Raw genomic sequence first — 15497 nt, 5'->3', positions numbered from 1 at the left:
CAGCTAGGGCCTTTTGATGGAGACATAGGCAGTATGTGGAGGCAGGGAGCGCAGATGCGTTGGGATGAGGCGCCTGAAGACCGCGGCAGGGTCAGGTTTGCGGCGGCGGCCGGGTCCGTGGAGGGCTACGGCGGCCGCGGCGTGAACGGCCGCGCCCTTCATCCCGCCGGGGGCTACACCTTCCCGGACCCGGCCGGAGACCCCTGGTGGGTCATCTTCCAACCCTGGCCGTCATCGGGCGACCACGGGCACAAAGTCCTGGGCGACATCCTCGCCTGCAATGATTCCTACGGCGACATGGTGCATGTAGTGGTACTGGCCGCAGGCGTATTGGAGGACGACGCCGAGGCCGCGTTCCGCGCGAATGTCCCCATGAGCCTGGCGGATGCCGCCCGGGTTGCGGCCGCCATTGCGCACGTGGCAGGACCGGAACACAAGGACGGGACGACGGCGGAACCTCCGCTCAGCCGACGTGGACCCATGGGCGCTGGGTGACGTCCGGGACGGCCTCGCGCAGCACCTCCCTGGTCACCGGCGCAATTTCGCCCTCGCCCAGGAACAGGAAGCGCACCAGGTTGGTGATGGGATTGCCCTCCGTCCAGCGGAAGTAAATGTGCGGCATGAGCCCGGTGACGTCCCTGATGTGCAGCAGTACGGAGGCGATGGTGTTGGGAACCACGGGCCCGTGGACTTCCAGGATGTGGTATCCGTGGCGCTTCACTCCGCGGACGTACAGTTCCGTTTCGAAGTCCGAGGAATCGTCCACAATGACCTCGAGGAACAGGGCGTCGCCCGCCAGCGGGAGGTGGCTGACCTCGATGGCCGACTCGAGTTTGTCGCGGTATGCCTCGGCGGACATCCGCAGCGGCTCATGAGCAATGATCGCAATTGGCCCGTCCAGGGTGCTGGACATGAACTCCAGGGCCTGCTGGTCCAAATGCACCCGGGTGGCGTGCAGCTCAAAGGAACGCCGGACCCGTGACAGCAGTGAGATGACGATGATGCCGAGGATGAAGATCGCCGCGATCCGGATGCCTTCAGGCCGTTCGAAGATGTTGGCCACCGTGGTGTACGCGAACACCACGGAGATGGCGCCGAAGCCGAAGGTGAGCTTCCGCTGCCCGCGCCGGCGCACCGACAACGTTACGGCCACGGCCGCGGAGGTCATCAGCACCAGGACGCCGGTGGCATACGCGCCGCCCTGGGCGTCGACGTCGGCGTTGAAAATAAACGTAATCAGGAAACCGATCAGGGTGAAGACGAGCACCAGGGGCCGTACAGCCTTGGCCCAGGCAGGAGCCATGCCGTAGCGGGGCAAGTACCGCGGTACCAGGTTCAGCAGGCCGGCCATAGCTGAGGCGCCCGCGAACCAGAGGATGGCGATGGTGCTGATGTCATAGACACTGCCGAACCCGACGCCGAGGTATTCATGCGCCAGGAAGGCCAGGGCACGGCCGTTTGCCTGGCCGCCGGGCTGGAATTCCTGTTCCGGAATCAAGACAACCGTAATGAAGCTGGTGGTCAGCAGGAAGACGCTCATGATCGCCGCGGCGGTGGTCAGCATGCGCCGGGCCCCGCGGATGCGGCCCGCCGGGTTTTCCTCCGTGTTGTCAGCAGCTCCCCGGACCTGCGGCATCACCGCAACGCCGGTTTCGAAGCCGGACAGGCCCAGGGCCAGCTTGGGGAACACCAGCAGCGCGATGGCCACGGCCATCAGGGGGTTGCCGTGGGATACCCACATATTGGTCCACCAGTTGCCCATGGCCGCGGGGTGGGTGACGACCTGCATCAGGGTGGCAACCACCACCACCGCGTTCAGGCCCAGGTAAAGGACCACCAGGACCACGGCGACGCCGATCGCTTCCTTGAATCCACGCAGGAACACCGCCGCCAGCAGGGCAAGCAGAACGAGCGTGACGGGGACGTTCTGGTCCTGCAGCCAGCCGGGGGCAACGGGATTGTGGATCAGGTGCGCGGTGGCGTCGGCTGCCGAGAGGGTCATGGTGATCATGAAGTCAGTGGCGGCGAACCCGAGGAGAACCAGCACCAGGAGCTTGCCTCCCCACCGTGGCAGCAGCCGCTCAAGCATGGCAATGGAACCTTCACCGCGCGGGCTTTCACCGGCAACCCTGCGGTACACCGGCAAGGCGCCCAACAGGGTCACCGCCACCAGCACGAGGGTGGCCAGCGGGGAGATGACCCCGGCCGCCAGCGCCGCGATGGCCGGCTGGTAGCCCAGCGTGGAAAAGTAGTCCACGCCCGTAAGACACATGACCTGCCACCACGAATGCTTCTTTTCGTGCTGCGTCGGCACGCCGCCCGGGCCCGGGTGGGCACCCTTGCTGTCCTGCAGCCCAAACAACAGCCAGTCCTCGAGAGCCTTCCTGCCGTGCGGGTGGGGCGCGGAGGGATCCGCCGGAGGCCTGCTCAACGTGGTCATGTCTGCCTTTCCGCGCTGCCCTTTGCACCGCGACCACTGCGAAGCTAGCACCGGCGAAAAAGGCTGAAGCGGGAAACAGCGGTTTCTTGATGATTCCTTTACGCGTGACGTACGACGGCGGGCGGGCACCTGCGGCGGCACGTCACGGCTCGAAGCGGTACCCCATTCCCGCTTCCGTGAGCAGGTGCCGGGGACGGGCCGGGTCCGTCTCCAGCTTGCGGCGCAACTGGCCCATGTAGACACGGAGGTAATGGGTCTCGTTGTCGTAGCCGGGGCCCCAGACCTTCCCGAGCATCTGCTGCTGCGTGATGAGACGACCGGGGTTGCGCACCAGCAGTTCCAGGATGGCCCACTCACGCGGGGTGAGCCGGACCGCTTGCCCCGCACGCGTCACCTTCCGGTTTGCCAGGTCCACCTCGAAATCCCCCACGTCGATGGCGGGCCCGGTGTCCGCCGCCTCCGGCCCGCCCTTCCGGCGGCCGGCAACCCGCAGCCGGGCCAGGAGTTCATCCAGGCCGAACGGCTTGGTCACATAGTCATCCGCGCCGGCATCGAGGGCCCGAACCTTGTCCACGGACCCGTGCCGGGCGGACAGCACGATGATGGGCATACTGCTGGTGCGGCGGATCCTGGTGATCACGTCCACACCGTTGATGTCCGGCAGGCCAAGGTCCAGCACCATGACATCCGGATGGCCGCCCTCCGCATGCTTCAGGGCGGCCAGCCCGTCCAGCGCGGTAAGCACCCGGTACCCCTCCGCTTCCAAATTGACCTGGAGGGCGCGCAGGAGCTGCGGCTCGTCGTCGACTACCAGTACGGTCCTCATGAGGTGCTGGTGCCTGCTGTCGGGCGAAGGGCGGAAACCGCCGGTCCAGACGGGAGCGGCAGGCGGATAATCATTGTCAGTCCTCCGCCGGGGGTCGGCTCGGCCAGCAACTGGCCGCCCATGGCCTCGGTGAAGCCTTTCGCGACGGCGAGGCCAAGCCCCATGCCGAGGCCAACGGGAGCATCGTCAAGGCGCTGGAAGGGCTGGAACATGCCGTCGACGGCGGCAGCGGGCACACCCTGCCCGTGATCGACGATGTGCAACTCGCCGAACCGTGTGCCGCCGTCGTCCGCTCCCCTGGTCCCCGCCGAGACACCAACGATGATGACGTCCGAATCCGGCGCATACTTGAGCGCGTTCTCCACGATGTTGGCGATGACCCGCTCCAGCATCCCCTGATCGGCGTCCACGGCGGGCATGCCGGGGGCGAGGTCAATCCGGATGCGGTCCGCCGGGAGTCCGCGCAACGCGTCCTCGATCGCATCGCGCCATGTGACCGGGGCCGTCAGTGGCGCAGCCGAACCGCTGGATATCCGGGACATGTCCAGGAGGTTGGAGATCAGGGCATCCAGGCGTTCAGTGTAGGACTCGATCGTCCCGAGCATCTCGGCCTGCACCTCCTCCGGCAGCCTGCGGCCTTGGCGCCGCAGGGCCGTGACGGCCAGCTTTATCCCGGCCAGCGGGGTGCGCAGGTCGTGGCCAACGGCCCCAAGGATGGCTGTGCGGACGTTGTTGCCCTCGGCCATTTTAGTGGTGCTTTGCAGCGTGCGCTGAAGGGCATGGCGTTGGCGCAGCAGCAGGAGGTGGGCCCCGTGGGCGGCCAGGAGGAGCCGGTCACCGGCTGTCAGGGCCCGCCCGGAGAGGACCAGGGCCGTCCGGGCATCGGCAAGCTCCACGCTGTCCGTCAACGACACGGCGTCCGGGGAGGGTGGTGGCGCGTCGCCCGCACAGGCCTGAAGTTCCCACGCCGATCCGGCGCGTTCCGAGACCGTGAACAACCCGGCGGACCGGACCTGGAAGGTCTCCCGGAGCTTGTCCATGAACGCCGCGACGGTGTCGTCGGCGAGGAGCGCGTCGTGGGCGAGGTCCGCCAGGGTGGTGGCTTCCGCGCGTGCACGCAGGGCCTCCCGTGCCCGCCTCGCGGACAGGCCCACCACCAGGGAGACGGCCACCGCCGCGCCCAGGAAGACCAGCAGTGCGAAGACGTTTTGCGGATCACTGATGTTGAGGGTTCCCACCGGGTCCGTCTGGAAGTAGTTGAGCAGCAGCGAACCCAGGACGGCTGCGAGCACTGCCGGCCACAGGCCCCCGATGAAGGCCACCGCCATCACCCCGGTCAGGTGCACGAGTGCATGGGTGGCGAGGTTCAGGTCCGGGCTGACGGCAAGGGCTGCCGTCAGCAGGACCGGCAGGAGTACGGCCAGGACGAAGCCGATGATGGTGCGCGCACGGCCCAGCCCGCCGGGTGCCGGCTTGGGCAGGCCACCGCCGCCCTGGGGATGGGACACGATGTGCACGTCGATGTCCCCGGAACCCCGGACCACCTTGGAACCCACTCCGATGCCAAGGACCCGTTCCCACAGACGTCCGGGCGAGGCCCCGATGACGATTTGCGTGGCGTTGACGCTGCGGGCATATTGCAGGAGCGACTCCGCCGTGTCCTCCCCGGACACCGTGTGGCAGGTGCCGCCGAGGTCGGTGGCCAGGTGCCGCTGCGCGTCCAGTAACTGGCCTGACGTGGCGGCGCGTTCCTCCGCCCGCCGCACATGCACGGCCAGCAGGTCGCCCCCGTTGACCCTGGACAGGATCCGGGATGCCCTCCTGATGAGCATTTCCCCTTCGGGGCCACCACTGAGCCCTACCACGACCCGATCCCGCGCGGGCCAGGTGGCAGTGATTCCCTGGCTCTCCCGGTAGCTCGCCAGGCCTTCATCCACCCGGTCCGCCAGCCAGATCAAGGCGATTTCACGGAGGGCGATGAGGTTGCCCAGGCGGAACCCGTTGGCCAGGGCAGCCTCGATCCTGTCCTTCGGGTAGACCTTCCCGTCGGCCACCCTCTGGCGCAGGAGTTCCGGTGCTATATCCACCAGCTCGATGTGGTCGGCGCGCCGCACCACGGCGTCCGCGACCGTTTCATCGCCCGGTTCGCCGGTTACTGCTGCAACAACGTCTTTCAGTGAGGCTATGTGCTGGACGGTGAGGGTTGTCAGCACGTCCGTCCCCGCCGCCAGAAGTTCCTCGATGTCCTGCCAACGGTGTTCATTCCTGCTGCCCGGGGCATTAACGTGCGCATATTCATCGACGACGGCAACGTCCGGCTGCCGCGCCAGCACCGCCTCCACGTCAAGCTCGGGCACCTGCGCCCCGTGAGCGTCCTCGAAGAGCCGCGGTCCGACGACGTCGAGCCCGCCGAGGCATGTCATGGTTTCCTGCCGGCCGTGGTCCTCGGCGATGCCGACGGCGACGTCCCTGCCGGCAGCCAGGAGGCTGTGTGCTTCCCGCAGCATGGAGTACGTGGTGCCGGCCCCTGCTGCCGCGCCCAGGAAGATCCGAAGCGTTCCCCGTGCCATACCCACAGTCTTATCCCCTTCGGCCACCCTGACCAACCCACCGCGTCCGGCCGAGCAGGCATTCCTCTTGTCAGGGGGCAGGGCTACGATGAAATCCACCGCGGCCCGAACGTGGTGGACCACGGGGAACACAACCCGCACCGAAGGGAAACCGGCACCATGGCAGACACTCCCAACCCCATCCAGGTCCAGAAATTCCTGGGCGGCATCGACTATCCCGCAAAGCGCGAAGACCTGCTGTCCCGGGCAAAGGACTCGGGCGCCGACAGCAACGTCATCGAGGCCCTGGAAGCACTTCCGGACCGGGAATACGACAGCCCCACCGCAGTGAGCTCGGCAATTTCGGACAGCAACTCCTAGGCGCATACCAGGGGCCGGCTCCCCCTCGCAGCTAAGCTGGCGGCATGCCCGCCCTCGCCGCCCTTCTGCCCACCCTCGTGGCCGTTGCCATCCTGGCGGCACTCACGGTGGGCGTCCTCTGGGGCGCGCGGACGCCGTCGTACCTCTCCCCTGCCCTGGCCATCCTCCGCGGGGCAGCCCAGCTGGCGGCCATCAGCCTGGTGCTGGGCGGGATCATCACCAATCCGTTGTGGGTGGGGGCGGCCCTGCTGGTCATGTTCAGCGTGGCGTCCGTGACGGCCACCCGGCGGCTCACCTGGTCCCTGCGCCGCTTTGCCCTGGTGGCCGTGACCATGGCTGCCGGGATCCTGGTGACACTCGCGGTTGTGTTCGGAACGGGCGCCATCGAGTTCGCCCCGCGTTATGTCCTTGCGGTGGGCGGGATCGTGATCGGCAACTCCATGACCATCGCCACCCTGGCCGGCCGCCGCTTCTTCGAGGCTGTTGCGGAGCAGTGGGACCAGGTGGAGGGCTGGTTGGCGCTGGGCGCAACACCGCGGCAGGCCACCCTGATCCAGGCCCGGCAGGCCGTGCATTCGGCGTTGATTCCCTCCACGGACCAAACCAAGACCACCGGCCTGGTCACCCTGCCCGGCGCGTTCGTGGGCGCGATCTTCGGCGGCGCCTCGCCCCTGGAGGCCGGCCGGTTCCAGGTGGTGGTGCTGGCCTCGATCATGGCGGCCGGATCCGTCACCGCCGTCGCGCTGATCCGCTCGCTGCGCAACGTAAAAGTGCGGCCCCAGCCGCTGTAGGGCGGCGTCCCAACCGCGGGACCTTCAGCCCTAGCTCCAGCGGGAGTGCCGGGGGAAGGTCGAATTGGCACCCCGGGTCCTGACTTGGGCCCCTCCTTATGCCACACCCTCATGCCATGAACTCCCGCCGGATATCCCCAGCAGAAGATCCTGCCGCCACTCAGCGGCAGGAACCCGCGCCGCGCCGTCGCGGTATTTTCTGGAAGACGGCCCTGGCGCTGGTGGCCGCCGTCGTGCTTCTCCTGCCCGTGGTGCTGCTGCCGCTTACCACCGGGGTGCCGGTCTTCGCGTGGTTGCCTTTGCTCCTCGTGGGGCTGGCAGCCGTGGTGTGGCTGGTGGTCCGGCGCCGGAAACAACACGCCCAGCTGGCCGGCGTGGGTGTCCTGGTGCTCATCGCCGGCGGCGCTGTGCTTGCGTCCCAGGTCCTGTCCGGCACCCCGCCGGTCACCGGTCCCGACGGCCAGCCGGTGCCGGGCAGCCTCGCGGGCGTCGAGAAAGTGGAGCTGAACGGCAGCGAGCAGTGGATTCTGGTCCGGGGCCACGATCCATCCAACCCGGTGCTGCTGAACTTGGGAATGGGCGGCCCGGGCGGCGGCGGTTTCTTCAATGCCCAGGAGTTCCGCGCACTGGAGGACACGTTCACCGTGGTCAGCTGGGACGAGCCCGGAACCGGAAAATCCTACGGTTCGGTGCCGGTCAAAGACCTCCACAAGGAACGGTACGTGAATGACGCCGTTGCCCTCACCAACCTGCTGCGGGAGCGCTTCAAGCAGGAGAAGATTTTCATTTATGGCGTGTCATGGTCCAGCATCCTGGGGATCTGGCTGGTCCAGGAACACCCGGAGCTGTATCACGCCTTCGTCAGCAGCGGCCAGATGGTGAACACCACCGAAAACGACCGTATGGGCTACGAGCTGGCGCTTCAGCACCTTGAGGAACAGGGCGACAGGGGGCGTGCCGACGAACTCCGGCGCAACGGTCCGCCGCCCTACCACGGCGCCGACGTGGCCTCCCCCTACGTCGCCTTCCTGGACGTGCTGAACGAGATGATGGGAAGCATGCGCTTCTCGGTGGCTGTGCCCCTCATCCCGTTCTTCGTCCCCGAGTACGGCTACCTCGACAAGGTCAACCACACCCGCGGGGTGATCGAGTCGTTCAATGCCGTCTATCCGCAGCTCGAGGACCTGGACTTCCGTCAGCAGGCCCTAAAGCTGGACGTTCCTGTCTACTTTTTTGTGGGCCGGCACGATATTAATGCCATAGCCTCGCTGGTTGAGGACTACTGCAACGCGCTGTCGGCGCCGGACAAGAAACTGATCTGGCTGGAGGGCGGGCACGGGTTGGGCAGCGCCGAGAACCAGGACGTCTTTTTCGATGTGATGCGGAACCAGGTGCGGGCCGCGGTGCCCTGAGCCCCGCATCAACGGACCGGACGCCCAGATCTGTCATGATGGTTCGATGTGTGAGCACCCCTTTCGGAGCCGGGAAATCAACCCCGCTGGAATCACCGTCCCGGCATGTTCGAGTTTCCCGCGGTGACGGTGAAAGAGCTGGCCAGGGATGCTGTCCTCGCGAGGACCGGACTCCCCACACCCGGGCCGGGCCTGGAAATCGCCGTCCCGATTCCCTCCCAGCGCCTGCAGAACCTGGTGGAACTGGCCAGGACGCTGTGCGGGCAACCCGTGACAGCGATCAACATCATCACTGAGGACCTGCAGTATCAGGTGGCAACGGCCGGCATGGAACCATATCTGTGCTCCCTGGAAGATTCGATGTGCGCTGTCGGTTTCCTGAGCGGAACCCCCACCGTCCTTGAGGATGCCTCGCTTGATCCCCGCTACAGCAACAACCCCTATGTGGACGGCCGCCGGGGCGAGGTCAGGTTTTACGCGTCCATCCCCTTAGTGGCTGAGGACGGCTTTGTCCTGGGCACGCTCTGCGCAGGGGCAAGGGAAACCGGGCGGCTGAGCGACCGGCAGCTCAAGGGCCTGGAAATCCTCGCTGCCGAAGTCGTCGAAGCCCTGCAGCTTCAGCACCGTGCCCGCCAGCTTGCCGACGCGCTTGCCGAGGCCCAACGCAGCAACACGCTCCTGGCAGAGTTCGCCGGCCGGATCAGCCATGACCTCCGCAACCCGCTCACCTCCGTCCTCGGCTACGTTGAACTGGCCCGGGACGAAGCCGAAGCACTGGAGGAGCGGCAGATCGCGGAATACCTCGATGTAGTGGCCAATTCCGGACAGCGGATGCTGTCCATGGTGACCGATGTCCTGTCGTACGCCACCATCGGCGGGGACGTCCGGCCAACCCGGGTTTCCCTGCCGGACCTGGTCCGGGACGTTGAGCAGGACCTGGCGGCCAGCATCGAAGAGTACGGCGCCTCGATTGAATGCGGTGACCTGGCCTTTACGGCCGATGCCGTCCAGATGCGCGTGCTGCTGCAGAACCTGGTGCACAACTCCATCACCTACAGCCGGCCGGGCATCCCTCCCGTCATACACATCACCGGCCACCGGGCCGAGGACGGAACAACCCTGCGCGTCATCGATAACGGCAAAGGCATCAGCGAAGCCGACCGGAAACGGGTCCTGGATCCCCTGGTCCGCCTGCACCGGGAGGACGACCCGCCAGGGACAGGGCTGGGCCTGGCCACAGCTGCCCGGATCGCCTCCGCAAGCGGAGGACGGCTTGAGATCGGACCAGTCCCCGGGGCGGGCACCATGGTCACCATCCACCTGGGCGGCAACAGCTGACGAGGGGCCCGGGCCCGGGAAAGAACCTTCAGTTCGCCGAAATTTATCTTCCCCTGGCTACGGTGCACCTTAAGGCCTGCCTTTCAAGGCGCGAACGAACGGTGCTTTTCCGAGGGCTGTCCGGTCAAGCCGTTCCACAACCTTCACGTCCACGTGGGTGTGCGCCGCGCCGGCTGCGAGGAGGGCGTCGGCTACTGCCGCCCGGACTCCATCCACGGAGTGCCCGGGTGTGAGACCGGCCAGGAGTACCCGCAGCCCGGAGGGTTCCTGGATGACCTGCCACCCTGCGATGGCAGCCTGGTCCAGGACGTGGTGGAAAACGTTGGGGTGCACGCTGACGGTGCCTGTCCTGCCGGGCAGCTGCAGGACGTCCTCAATGCGCCCTTCGATATCCTCCATGACGGTGAAGCTTCGTCCGCAGGGGCAGCCTCGGCCGCCCAGTCTTACGGTGTCCGACATCTCGTACCTGATCAACGGCAGGGTGCGCGAGAAGAGGACGGTGACCAGGAGCCTGGCCCCGGTTGTCCCCGCCGGGACAGGGTTATATGCCTGGTCCACGGGTTCGATGAATACGAGGTCCTCGTAAACGTGGCGGTTCCGGTAGGTGCAGGGGGACGCGATCCCGGCCGTTTCGGTGGCGGCATAGACGTCGAAAGGGGCACTCCCCCACGCTGCTTCGAGTTCCGACGCCGTGTGGGGGCTGAGCACCTCGGAGGCTGACATCACCCCTTGCGGCGCGATGTGCAGCCGTCCGGCCTGCTGCTCGGCCGCGAGGGGTTTGAGCGCTGAGGCGTAACCGACGAGGATTCCGGGTTGGAACCGGTTCAGCGCGGCAACGTTCCCATCCATCGGTGCGGTGACGTCCAGCCGGAGGGTGGGGATCATCCTGGAGCGCAGGGACGCGCCGACGACGGCTGACTGGTGGGTGGGGACGCGCGAGCTGACCAGGGCCACCTTCAGAGGCCGGGTCAGCCGGGGCGAGATCCCGGCCCAGTCGTTCGCGCGGGCGTAGGAGGCCAGGATTGCCGCCCATTCGGCGCGGTTCCAGACGAAAGTTCCGCGCCGGCCGGTGGTCCCCGCCGTCGCCGCCGCCCACCACCGCCCCTTCCACGGCAGCCCGGGGTCTCCACCGCTCCCGGCCAGGGACCGCAGATGGTTCTCCAGTTCCGCCAGTGTCAGGTCCGGGGTGGTGATCGCCTCGTCGAAATGCTCCATCAGGTCTGCCTTGGTCACAGGCGGCAGCTGGTCCAGCGGAGCGTCGTGCAGGCCCGCATGGTGCCGGCGGTAGAACTCTGAGCCGGCGTAGGCGGCCCGGCGCAGTTCCTTCAAGGCATGGTCCTGATGACCGGCGATCCGGGCAGCATCCCAGCGGTCCCGCTTCCGCAACGCAGTCCGCAGGAACAGCACGTGGGAGATGAGGCGGAGGTCCACGGTCCGTTGCCTGACGGGTCCAGCCCTGGCGCTAGCCCTGCTTCACCAGCGCCGCTTCGAGGGTGATCTTCACCTTGTCGCTGACCAGCACGCCGCCGGCTTCCAGAGCCGCATTCCAGGTCAGCCCGAATTCCTTGCGGCTGATTTCGGCTTCGGCGGAGAATCCGGCACGCGTGGCGCCAAAGGGGTCCACGGCGACGCCCGTGAACTCAACCTCAAGCTCGATGGGCCGGGTCACGCCTTTGATGGTCAGGTCCCCGGTCAGGGTGTATTCCTCCCCGTCCCCTTCGATGTGGGTGCCGCGGAACGTCATCTCCGGATACTTTTCGACGTCGAAGAAATCAGGGCCCTTCACGTGCCCGTCGCGGTTGGCGTCCCCCGAGTTGAAACTGGCGGTGGACACCGTGGCGTGCACCGAGGAGTCCGTCAGGGACCGCCCCACCCGTGCCTCGGCCTGGGCTTCGGTGAAGCGGCCGCGGACCTTGCTGATCCCGGCATGGCGGACGCTGAAGCCGATCTCACTGTGTGCCATGTCCAGGGTCCATGTTCCCGGCGTGAGTTCCTTGGGGAGGGTCATGGTCGTTCTCCTTACTCTTAGGGCCGCGGGCTTCGCTGCCCGCTACCGGCGCAAGCTTACGGATGCCCCTAAATATTCCCCATAAAACCCACATATATAAGGGGCAAGGGTGAACCGGGAGGCAACTTCCGGCGTATACATAAGCGTGGCACTACGACTACTGACGGCCCTCGCCCTGTTCATCGATGCGGGCGTACACCTCTTCCTGGCGCCTGGCTACCAGGACGCGCAGCCGGGCATGGTCAGCCAGGGCACGCTGTTCCTGCTCGAAGCGGCCGCCGCCGTGGTTGCCGGGATCTATGTCCTGGTGCGCGGCAGCCGCGCCGCCTACGCACTCGCCTTGGCGGTGGCACTGAGCGCGTTCGCCGCCGTCGTGCTCTACCGGTATGTGGACATCCCGGCGATCGGCCCGATCCCGGCGATGTACGACCCCGTCTGGTTCTTCTCCAAAACCCTCAGCGCTGTTGCCGAGGGAGTAGGGAGCCTGCTGGCGCTGGCAGGCCTGGTCCGCGCCGGCCGCAAGGGAAGGTCCGACGCCGGCACCAGGCTTCCGGCCCGACGTCGCCGCCGGTGACGGGCACCGCAGCCGTTGCCAGCGTGCGGGTGGAAGTGGCGCATGAGCGGAGCTGAGCGCGCAATGCCGGACGCGGTGGGCACCCTTGCCGCGTACGTACTGGCGGCGCTTTGGCTGTCGTCCCTGTCCGCGTCCGGGCTGGTCCTCCAACTGGCCGGCCTCGGCGCAGGTGCCCTGGTGACCGGGGCCGCCGTCGCCTCCGTCCTGCGGCGTATTCCGCGCTTCTCAACACCGGCCGACCGCGTCACCCTGCTGCGAGCCGTCCTGGTGGCGCTCTGCGCGGTGGTGGCGGTTCCGCAACTGTTCGCAGGCCGCCCCGCGGACCTTCTCCTGCCGGTCCTGGGCGGCGTCGCGTTCCTCCTGGACGGGCTGGACGGCGTGGTGGCTCGCCGTACGGGGACCGCCTCCGCGGCCGGCGCACGGTTTGACGCCGCCACCGACGCGGCGCTGGTGCTGGTCCTGTCCGTCGCGGCCGCTCCCGTGGCGGGCTGGTGGACCCTTGGCACCGGGGCCATGTACTACGTGTTCGTGGCCGCGGGGCTCTTCCGGCCGCACCTCCGTGAGCCGCTGCCGCCGAGCGCATCCCGCAAGGCGATCGGGGCGTTCCAGCCGTTCGCGCTGCTGGTCCCACTGCTCCCGGGGATGCCCGCCGCGGCTGCATTCCCGGCCGTGGCGCTGGCGCTGCTTGCGTTTTCCTTCACGCGCGATCTGGTCCAGCTGGAGACGCGCCACCGTTTCGGGCTGCTGGAGGCTGGCACAGCCCGGGTGGGAACCGAACCCAGCGCCCGCTGATCCGTGTACCCGAAAGTTTCCCGCTGCCCATACGAATTATCGACACCCATATCCCCAGGCGCTACCTGAATAGTCCGTGCGCGTGGGGACATGCGCGTCGCTGACGCGTGTGCGCGTCGCTACGGCACCCGTGCGGTCCGGCCGCGGGCAGCCCCTGCTTTATGCTCCCGCTTCAGTCAGGCTGGCGAGTGCCTTGCGAAGCCGGGTGCCGGCGTCGTCCGCCACCTCTTTGACGGCAGGCGCCTCGCTGAGCTGGACCATGGTCTGCGGGTCGATGGCCTCAACCGTGGTCTCGTCGGCATCGGCCTTCCGGCGCACCACCACATTGCAGGGCAGGAGTGCCCCCATTTCCGGTTCAGCGGCGAGGGCCCGGCTGGCAAGGGCCGGGTTGCAGGCGCCAAGGATGACGTAATCCCCGAAGGCGTCCGCGGCTTCGGTGCCGAGCTTGGCTTCGAAGGTGGACCGGACGTTGATTTCCGTCAGGATCCCGAACCCCTGCGCGGCAAGGGCCTCGCGCGTGCGCTCCAGCGCTTCGGCCCAGGGAAGGGAGACGGTGATGGCCAGGGTGTACGTCATGGTGCTCCTCAAACTTGCAGGCGGTCCGGTGTTTCGGCGGGCTGGTTAGGCGAGGGAGAGGAAGAGCTTTTCCAGGTCTTTCCGGTCCATGCTTTGGTCCTTCTGCGTGATGCACTGCTCCAGTCCGGTGGCAATGATGGCGAAGCCGGCACGGTCAAGGGCCTTGGATACGGCCGCCAGCTGGGTGACGACGTCCTTGCAGTCCCGGCCTTCCTCGAGCATGCGGGTGACGGCAGCGAGCTGGCCCTGGGCGCGCTTGAGGCGGTTGATCACGGGCGTGAGTTCGGTTGGGTTCAGTTCCATAAGGGGTCTCCATCGGTGGGGTGCTTCCCTCAACTGTATACCCCTCGGGGTGTTTTGACTACCCCCGGGGGTATCTGCAATACTCGGTGGGGTATCCACCCGACCCCTTCGAGAGGCCACTTATGACTTCCCCCTCCAAAGCCCGCGTCGCCGTTACGGCACTCGCCCCCGAAACCCTCCAGTCCTGGATCACTGAACACCAGGACCTCGTGGTCATCGACGTGCGTTCCGCTGCCGAATTCGAATCCATGCACATCCGCGGCTCCTACAACGTGCCGCTGCCGCTGCTGTCCGAGCACACAGACGAGCTCGCCGCCCGGCTGGGCTCCCGCGTGGTCCTGGTCTGCCAGTCCGGCGTGCGCGCCGAGCAGGCCCGCCAGCGCATGGCCACCGTCGGCCTTGACACTGCGTACGTGCTGACCGGCGGCGTTCCCGGCTTCGCCGCTGCCGGCGGCGACGTGGTCAAGGGCAAGGACCGCTGGGACCTGGAGCGCCAGGTCCGCCTGGCCGCCGGCTCACTGGTCATGCTGGGCCTGATGGGGGGCAAGTTCATCTCCCCCAAAGTCCGCATGCTCGCCGGCGCCATTGGCACCGGCCTGACGTTCTCCGCCGCAACCAACACCTGCGCCATGGGCAAGGCACTCTCGGCCATGCCGTGGAACAAGGCCGCCAAAGAGCCCACCCGCGAAAGTGCCATCCTGCAGCTCCCCCTGCAGCAGGCTGACGAGGACGCCGCGGCATGATCCCGGCCCTGGGACTGGGGCTCGTCGTCGGCGTCGTACTGGGCGTAGTCGGCGGCGGCGGGTCCATCATCGCCGTTCCGGCCCTGGTGTACGGCGTGGGCATGAGCCCGGCCCAGGCAATTCCCACGTCGCTGCTGGTGGTGGGCATTTCCTCGCTGGCGGCCTTGCTTCCCCGCATCCGCGAGGGCCTGAACTGGCCCGTGATCGCACTGGTGGGGGGCGCCGGAATCCCGGCGGCCTGGGCCGGTGCTGCCGTGGGCAAGCTGCTGGACCCGAACATCCTGATGCTGGCATTCGGCCGTGCTCATGGTGGCAGCAGGTATCAGGATGCTCATGAAGACCCGCGAAACTGAGGGGTCCTGCAGCACGGGCCCGCACCGGGCTTTCCGGTCCTGCGCCCCCAAGGCCGTGGCGGTGGGCCTGCTCGTCGGATTCCTCACCGGGCTGCTTGGAGTGGGCGGCGGCTTCCTCATCACCCCAGCGCTGACCATCTTCCTGGGCCTGCGCATGAAGCAGGCGGTCGGTACATCCCTGGCCATCATCGTGGTCAACTCCGCCGCCGGGTTCAGCGCCCACGCCGCCGGCTACACCATCGACTGGGCCACCACCCTGGCGTTCGCCATCCCGGCCATCGTGGGATCGGTGGTCGCCGCAAGGTTCGCCCGCCACCTGCAGGACAAACACATCCGTATTTCATTCGCGGTACTCATCTTCGCCGTCGCGGCATGGGTCACCGCCGGCACGGTCACCGCCTGACCCCGCCC

Annotated in this window: 17 protein-coding genes; 10 read left to right on the top strand and 7 right to left on the bottom strand. The window is 67.3% G+C overall.

The window, feature by feature from the left end:
* The first annotated feature begins 54 nt into the window (after positions 1-54).
* Complete coding sequence (locus QFZ57_RS09420) at positions 55-495, top strand: hypothetical protein (protein WP_306899752.1); 441 nt, start codon at positions 55-57, stop codon at positions 493-495.
* Here the strand turns inward: QFZ57_RS09420 and QFZ57_RS09415 are convergent.
* From QFZ57_RS09415 to QFZ57_RS09405, 3 genes are all read right to left on the bottom strand, one after another.
* On the bottom strand, positions 464-2440 hold the full coding sequence (locus QFZ57_RS09415) for an amino acid transporter (protein WP_306899751.1): 1977 nt from the start codon (positions 2438-2440) through the stop codon (positions 464-466). The two genes, QFZ57_RS09420 and QFZ57_RS09415, sit on opposite strands and share 32 nt — an antisense overlap.
* A 142-nt stretch (positions 2441-2582) precedes the next feature.
* On the bottom strand, positions 2583-3266 hold the full coding sequence (locus tag QFZ57_RS09410; RefSeq protein ID WP_306630172.1) for a response regulator: 684 nt from the start codon (positions 3264-3266) through the stop codon (positions 2583-2585).
* Positions 3263-5836 (bottom strand): DUF4118 domain-containing protein, encoded by a 2574-nt coding sequence (locus tag QFZ57_RS09405; RefSeq protein WP_306899748.1) that lies wholly within the window; start codon positions 5834-5836, stop codon positions 3263-3265. The genes QFZ57_RS09410 and QFZ57_RS09405 overlap by 4 nt, the downstream gene beginning before the upstream one ends.
* A 159-nt stretch (positions 5837-5995) precedes the next feature.
* Here QFZ57_RS09405 and QFZ57_RS09400 point away from each other — a divergent pair, with 159 nt between their 5' ends.
* The 4 genes from QFZ57_RS09400 (at position 5996) to QFZ57_RS09385 (ending at position 9737) form a co-directional block, all read left to right on the top strand.
* Positions 5996-6196: a DUF2795 domain-containing protein gene (locus tag QFZ57_RS09400; protein WP_306630170.1), complete on the top strand. Its 201-nt coding sequence runs from the start codon at positions 5996-5998 to the stop codon at positions 6194-6196.
* A 44-nt stretch (positions 6197-6240) separates the two neighbouring features.
* Positions 6241-6987 carry an ABC transporter permease gene (locus QFZ57_RS09395; protein ID WP_306899746.1) on the top strand — a complete coding sequence of 249 codons (747 nt, stop codon included), beginning with the start codon at positions 6241-6243 and terminating at the stop codon, positions 6985-6987.
* A gap of 116 nt (positions 6988-7103) precedes the next feature.
* Positions 7104-8399: an alpha/beta hydrolase gene (locus tag QFZ57_RS09390; RefSeq protein WP_306899744.1), complete on the top strand. Its 1296-nt coding sequence runs from the start codon at positions 7104-7106 to the stop codon at positions 8397-8399.
* Positions 8400-8504: 105 nt separating this feature from the next.
* Positions 8505-9737 (top strand): sensor histidine kinase, encoded by a 1233-nt coding sequence (locus tag QFZ57_RS09385; protein WP_306899741.1) that lies wholly within the window; start codon positions 8505-8507, stop codon positions 9735-9737.
* 69 nt (positions 9738-9806) lie between these two features.
* Here the strand turns inward: QFZ57_RS09385 and QFZ57_RS09380 are convergent, their stop codons facing one another.
* Entirely contained in the window at positions 9807-11168 is a 1362-nt protein-coding gene (locus QFZ57_RS09380; RefSeq protein ID WP_306899739.1) for a phenylacetate--CoA ligase family protein, read from the bottom strand.
* Between the two features lie 31 nt (positions 11169-11199).
* Positions 11200-11745: a YceI family protein gene (locus tag QFZ57_RS09375; RefSeq protein ID WP_306899737.1), complete on the bottom strand. Its 546-nt coding sequence runs from the start codon at positions 11743-11745 to the stop codon at positions 11200-11202.
* 145 nt (positions 11746-11890) lie between these two features.
* Here QFZ57_RS09375 and QFZ57_RS09370 point away from each other — a divergent pair, with 145 nt between their 5' ends.
* Together QFZ57_RS09370 and QFZ57_RS09365 are read left to right on the top strand one after the other, a co-directional pair.
* Positions 11891-12319, top strand: a complete 429-nt coding sequence (locus QFZ57_RS09370) for a hypothetical protein (protein WP_306899735.1) — start codon at positions 11891-11893, stop codon at positions 12317-12319.
* A 42-nt stretch (positions 12320-12361) separates the two neighbouring features.
* Positions 12362-13111, top strand: coding sequence for a CDP-alcohol phosphatidyltransferase family protein (locus tag QFZ57_RS09365; RefSeq protein WP_306899733.1), 750 nt, complete (start codon positions 12362-12364; stop codon positions 13109-13111).
* Between the two features lie 159 nt (positions 13112-13270).
* On the opposite strand, the gene QFZ57_RS09360 is transcribed toward QFZ57_RS09365, so the two are convergent.
* Positions 13271-13687 (bottom strand): DUF302 domain-containing protein, encoded by a 417-nt coding sequence (locus QFZ57_RS09360; RefSeq protein WP_306899731.1) that lies wholly within the window; start codon positions 13685-13687, stop codon positions 13271-13273.
* 45 nt (positions 13688-13732) lie between these two features.
* Positions 13733-13990, bottom strand: a complete 258-nt coding sequence (locus tag QFZ57_RS09355; RefSeq protein ID WP_306630159.1) for a metal-sensitive transcriptional regulator — start codon at positions 13988-13990, stop codon at positions 13733-13735.
* A 122-nt stretch (positions 13991-14112) separates the two neighbouring features.
* On the opposite strand from QFZ57_RS09355, the gene QFZ57_RS09350 reads away from it, so the two are divergent.
* Genes QFZ57_RS09350 through QFZ57_RS09340 form a run of 3 tightly spaced genes read left to right on the top strand, consistent with a single transcriptional unit; the run spans position 14113 to position 15489 of the window.
* Entirely contained in the window at positions 14113-14733 is a 621-nt protein-coding gene (locus QFZ57_RS09350) for a rhodanese-like domain-containing protein (protein WP_306899728.1), read from the top strand.
* Complete coding sequence (locus QFZ57_RS09345; protein ID WP_306899726.1) at positions 14730-15086, top strand: sulfite exporter TauE/SafE family protein; 357 nt, start codon at positions 14730-14732, stop codon at positions 15084-15086. The genes QFZ57_RS09350 and QFZ57_RS09345 overlap by 4 nt, the downstream gene beginning before the upstream one ends.
* On the top strand, positions 15067-15489 hold the full coding sequence (locus tag QFZ57_RS09340; protein ID WP_306899724.1) for a sulfite exporter TauE/SafE family protein: 423 nt from the start codon (positions 15067-15069) through the stop codon (positions 15487-15489). The genes QFZ57_RS09345 and QFZ57_RS09340 overlap by 20 nt, the downstream gene beginning before the upstream one ends.
* The last annotated feature ends 8 nt before the right edge of the window (positions 15490-15497 follow it).

Origin of the sequence: Arthrobacter sp. B1I2 (assembly GCF_030816485.1) — a bacterium.
GTDB lineage: Bacteria > Actinomycetota > Actinomycetes > Actinomycetales > Micrococcaceae > Arthrobacter.
The sequence above is the reverse complement of the archived record's forward strand: the minus strand, read 5'-3'. Positions and strand labels throughout refer to the sequence as shown.

Coding starts and splice junctions, on each gene's coding strand:
- QFZ57_RS09420 (WP_306899752.1), top strand. CDS start 55: ATGCGTTGGGATGAGGCGCCTGAAGACCGCGGCAGGGTCAGGTTTGCG.
- QFZ57_RS09415 (WP_306899751.1), bottom strand. CDS start 2,440: ATGACCACGTTGAGCAGGCCTCCGGCGGATCCCTCCGCGCCCCACCCG.
- QFZ57_RS09410 (WP_306630172.1), bottom strand. CDS start 3,266: ATGAGGACCGTACTGGTAGTCGACGACGAGCCGCAGCTCCTGCGCGCC.
- QFZ57_RS09405 (WP_306899748.1), bottom strand. CDS start 5,836: ATGGCACGGGGAACGCTTCGGATCTTCCTGGGCGCGGCAGCAGGGGCC.
- QFZ57_RS09400 (WP_306630170.1), top strand. CDS start 5,996: ATGGCAGACACTCCCAACCCCATCCAGGTCCAGAAATTCCTGGGCGGC.
- QFZ57_RS09395 (WP_306899746.1), top strand. CDS start 6,241: ATGCCCGCCCTCGCCGCCCTTCTGCCCACCCTCGTGGCCGTTGCCATC.
- QFZ57_RS09390 (WP_306899744.1), top strand. CDS start 7,104: ATGAACTCCCGCCGGATATCCCCAGCAGAAGATCCTGCCGCCACTCAG.
- QFZ57_RS09385 (WP_306899741.1), top strand. CDS start 8,505: ATGTTCGAGTTTCCCGCGGTGACGGTGAAAGAGCTGGCCAGGGATGCT.
- QFZ57_RS09375 (WP_306899737.1), bottom strand. CDS start 11,745: ATGACCCTCCCCAAGGAACTCACGCCGGGAACATGGACCCTGGACATG.
- QFZ57_RS09365 (WP_306899733.1), top strand. CDS start 12,362: ATGAGCGGAGCTGAGCGCGCAATGCCGGACGCGGTGGGCACCCTTGCC.
- QFZ57_RS09360 (WP_306899731.1), bottom strand. CDS start 13,687: ATGACGTACACCCTGGCCATCACCGTCTCCCTTCCCTGGGCCGAAGCG.
- QFZ57_RS09355 (WP_306630159.1), bottom strand. CDS start 13,990: ATGGAACTGAACCCAACCGAACTCACGCCCGTGATCAACCGCCTCAAG.
- QFZ57_RS09350 (WP_306899728.1), top strand. CDS start 14,113: ATGACTTCCCCCTCCAAAGCCCGCGTCGCCGTTACGGCACTCGCCCCC.
- QFZ57_RS09345 (WP_306899726.1), top strand. CDS start 14,730: ATGATCCCGGCCCTGGGACTGGGGCTCGTCGTCGGCGTCGTACTGGGC.
- QFZ57_RS09340 (WP_306899724.1), top strand. CDS start 15,067: ATGAAGACCCGCGAAACTGAGGGGTCCTGCAGCACGGGCCCGCACCGG.